The organism is Pseudomonas morbosilactucae, from assembly GCF_023241665.1.
GTDB lineage: Bacteria > Pseudomonadota > Gammaproteobacteria > Pseudomonadales > Pseudomonadaceae > Aquipseudomonas > Aquipseudomonas morbosilactucae.
The window spans coordinates 1-4367 of the sequence record NZ_JALQCX010000092.1 but is presented as its reverse complement, the minus strand read 5'-3'; the positions used below and the strand labels follow the sequence as shown (position 1 = coordinate 4367).

At 59.2% G+C, this 4367-nt stretch carries 1 pseudogene; it reads right to left on the bottom strand.

Annotated elements, in window-relative coordinates:
• A pseudogene (locus M1B35_RS31335) lies at positions 1-4367 on the bottom strand (condensation domain-containing protein); the annotation flags it as partial.

Genomic DNA, 4367 nt, shown 5'->3' with positions numbered 1-4367 from the left:
CCAAACACGGTCGTAACGGCAAGGATGACTGCAACGGCCGGGTCGGCGGCGCAGGCCACATGCATCACTGGCGGAATGCCGACGGCGGCTGGTTGAGCACCGTGACGTTTCGTCGCAGAGCAACTGGTAGAAATCTTCCGGCGAGCGGCTGACAGGTACGGCACGACCACCAAGCGACCGCCGTACATCAGTGCACCGAAGATCTCCCACACCGAGAAGTCGAAGGCGTAGGAGTGGAACATCGTCCAGACGTCTTTTTCATCGAAGTGGAACCAGTGCTCCGTGGCCTGGAACAGGCGCATGACGTTGTGGTGCGGCAACAACGTGCCCTTCGGCATGCCGGTGGAGCCGGAGGTGTAGATGATGTACGCCAGGTTGGCCGGATCCACCTGCACCACCGGATTGGCTGTGCTGTAGGCGGACAGGTCCTGGCCGAGCAACAGGGTCTGGCCTGCGAAAACCGGCAAGCGTTCCAGCAGATGAGGCTGGGTCAACAGCAAGGCAATGCCGCTGTCCTGCATCATGTAGCTCAGGCGGTCTTCGGGGTACTCCGGGTCCAGGGGCACATAGGCGCCGCCGGCCTTGAGGATCGCCAGCAGGCCGACGATCATCTCCAGCGAGCGCTCGGTGGCCAGGCCCACCCGGGCTTCCGGCCCCACACCCAACTCGATCAGACGGTGGGCCAACTGGTTGGCTCGGCTGTTGAGCTGCTGATAAGTCAGGTGCTCGCTGCCGTAGTTCAAGGCAATGGCCTGGGGCGAGCGTTCAGCCTGCTCGGTGATCCGCTCGTGGATGCAACGGTTGCTCGGGTATTCGGCTTGTTGCGGGTTCCAGTCAGCCAGGATCAGCGGGCGCTGGCTACCCAGCATATCCAGCTCGCTCAAACACTGGCCTTCGGCACTGTTGACCAGCGCCGTCAGCAACAGATCCAGGTGTTCACTCAACTGGACAATCAAGCGCTCGCTGTAGCTGGACCTGGCGTAGCTGAGCTGCAATGACAGGGTTTCACCCAGATTCACAATCAGGGTCAGCGGATAGTTGGTCTGCTCGCTGCTCAGCAACTCACCAAACTGAAGCTCGTCGGGAGCGCCGTGCTTCAACGCTTCGGAAACCGGGTAGTTCTCGAACACCACCAAGGTATCGAACAACGATTCCCCTGCCCGCCCGGCCCAACGTTGAATATCGAATAACGGCGAATGCTCATGCTCACGCAAGGCGATGTTCTGCGCCTGCAAGGCTTGCAGGTAATCCGCCACGGGCTGTTCGGGAGTCAAGGTCGCCACAATCGGCAAGGTATTGATGAACAGACCGATCTGTTGCTCAACACCCCTCAACTCGGCAGGACGACCCGACACCGTCGCACCAAATGCCACAGAGGCCTGACCGGTGTAACGTTGCAACAGCAATAGCCAGGCCGCCTGAACCAGCGTGTTGGCCGTGACTTTATGCCGACGGGCAAACTCTCCCAGTTGCTTGGTACGAGAAGCGTCGAACAGACACGAATACTCGGCATGACCACTGCCACTCTCAGCCTCCATGGCGAGCGCCTGGGCCAGTAACGTCGGCTCTTCCAAGGCGGCCAACTGCGTTTCCCAGAACGCCTGGTCAGCCTGCTTGTCCTGGCGTTGCAACCAAGCAATGTAGTCGCTGTAGCGACCAACCTGCGCGGCAGGCGTTTCCCCTCGGTAACGCTCAAGCACTTCACCCAGAAGCTGCGAACTACTCCAGCCATCCATCAGGATGTGATGGCTGGTGTAGATCAGGTGATGGGTGTCTTTCGCCGTGCGAACCAGTGCCAGACGGAGCAAGGGGGCGCTGGCAAGATCAAAGCCTGGCTGACGCTCGGTTTCAGACAACAGCTCCAGCGAGGCTGAAAGATTAGCCTGAGCTTGCCAGTCGTATTGCACAAATGGCAGTTCAACCTGCTTAAGGACAACCTGCAACGGCTGCTGCAACTCGCCGTCCAGCACAAAGCTGGTACGCAAGATATCGTGCACGTCCACAGTGGCCTGCCACGCAGCGCGGAAGCGCTCGGCATCCAGCCCAGTCACATCCACACGCAACTGGTTGATGTAGTCGCCAGCCCCCTGCTCATAAAGGGTGTGGAACAACATGCCTTGCTGCATCGGCGACAGCGGGTAAATATTTTCGATACGTCTGGCTGCTACAGGCAGTTCATCGAGTTGTGCCTGAGTCATGCTCGCCAGGGGAAAGTCCGAAGGCGTGACGCTGGCCACACCGTCGGTGCAGCAGTGGGCAATAACGGCCGCAAGCTCCACCGCATACTCATCCGCCAAACATTGAATGGTCGCTTCATCGAACATTTCGCGACTGAACGTCCAGCCCAGCTTCAATTCGCCATTGAAAACCTGGCCGTTAATCGACAGCCAGTTATCCAGTGGGGCCTTGAGACTTTGCTCCGCACCGCGATGCTCTTTGGCAGGAGAAAATAATGCGCCCTCATCAGCGTCGAGATTACCGTCGAGCTGCCCCAGGTAGTTGAAGGTAATACGCGGTACAGCCAGCTCGGCCAGAAGTTGCTGGGAAGCCTCATCCCCCAGATAACGCAAGGCACCAAAACCTATGCCCTTGTTCGGAATAGCCCGCAGTTGCTCCTTGATCTGCTTGATTGAGTCGCCCAGGGTGGGTGCCGCGGTAAGCCGGGCCGGGAACAGGCTGGTAAACCAGCCGACGGTGCGGGTCAGGTCAATATCATCGAACAGGTCCTCACGACCGTGACCTTCCATCTGGATCAGGGTGTCGGCATTTCCAGTCCAGCGTGCCACGACACGAACCAGAGCGGTCAACAGCAAGTCGTTGACCTGAGTCCGGTAAGCGGCGGGTGCCTGTTGCAGCAACTGTTGCGTCAATGACTGGGACAGAGAGGTCAATGCATGGGCGGCATGGATGTTTTGCAGGCTGGCCTGTTCGCGATCGCACGGCAGTTGCGTATCTACACCTTGCAACTGGGCAGCCCAGAAACCGAGTTCATCGTGCAAAGCGCTACTGCTGGCATAAGCCTGTAGACGCTCGCCCCAGGCTTTGACCGAACTGGTCTTGGCCGGCAGCGTCACTGGCTTGCCGTGCTGCAACTGAAGGTAAGCGGTTTGCAGATCTTCCAGCAGCACCCGCCAGGACACGCCATCGACCACCAAGTGGTGAATGATCAGGTGCAAGCGTTGAGTGCCGTCGGCCATGTCGGCAAGGAGCACCCGCAGCAACGGCCCCTGTGACAGGTTCAGACTGCCTTGGGCCTTTTCGCAAAGACGCTCAAGCTCAGCGCTATCCGTCACGTTCAGATGCCAAAGCACATCCTGAATGTCGTCAATTGCCGAGTAGGTGGCCTGCCAGCCCGATGCCTGCTCGGTGAAGCCAAAGCGCAGGGCATCATGCTGCACCAGTAAAGCCCGCAAGGCCTGAGCCAGAAGATCGGCATCCAACGCTGTCACGGTTTCAAGCAAAACCGACTGGTTCCAGTGATGACGCTCAGGGATGTCTTGATGGAAGAACACCTGTTGGAAAGGCAACAGGATCGCTTCCCCGATAACCGGCCCCTGGTCGATAACCTGCACCGCCCCCCCGATCTGTGCCACAGAGGCAAGACCCTGGACGGTCTGATGCTGGAAAAGCTCTTTTGGAGTAAAGCGGATTCCCGCCTGACGAGCCCGGCTAACCACTTGAATGGAAATGATCGAGTCACCGCCCAACTCGAAGAAGTTATCGGTGATTCCGACTTTTTCCAGGCGCAGGACGTCCTGCCAGATGCTGGCAATACGCTGTTCAAGCTCGCTCTGCGGGGCAATATAGGCTTGCTGCAGCTGGCTGGCATCCGGTGCCGGCAAGGCCCGGCGATCCAGCTTGCCGTTCGGCGTGACCGGCAGGTTTTCCAGGAACAGCAGGTGCGCCGGCACCATGTAGTCCGGCAGGTTTTCTTTCAGCTTCGCTTTCAGATCTTCACGCAGTGAAGCCTGTACATCGGCGTCGGCGCTGAACGCATTGGGCACCACATAACCCACCAACTGCAGGCCTCCGACCCCTTCCAGGGCCAGGACCACGGTCTCGCGTACCGCTTCCTGCTCCAGCAAGCGCGCTTCGATTTCACCCAGCGTCGATACCGCAGGCCACGAATCTTCACCTGATGGTCGATTCGGCCCTTGTATTCCAATTACACCCGTGGCGCGATAGGACGACGAGGTCGCCGGTGCGGTACAAACGGCTGCCCGGTACTTCGGCAAAAGGATCGGGGATAAAACGTTCGGCGGTCAGCGCCGGACGGCGATGGTAACCACGGGCCAGGCCCAGGCCGCCGAGCACCAGTTCACCGGTTGGCACCTTGTGGCACAGGGTTCAACGAAGTGTCGAGGATA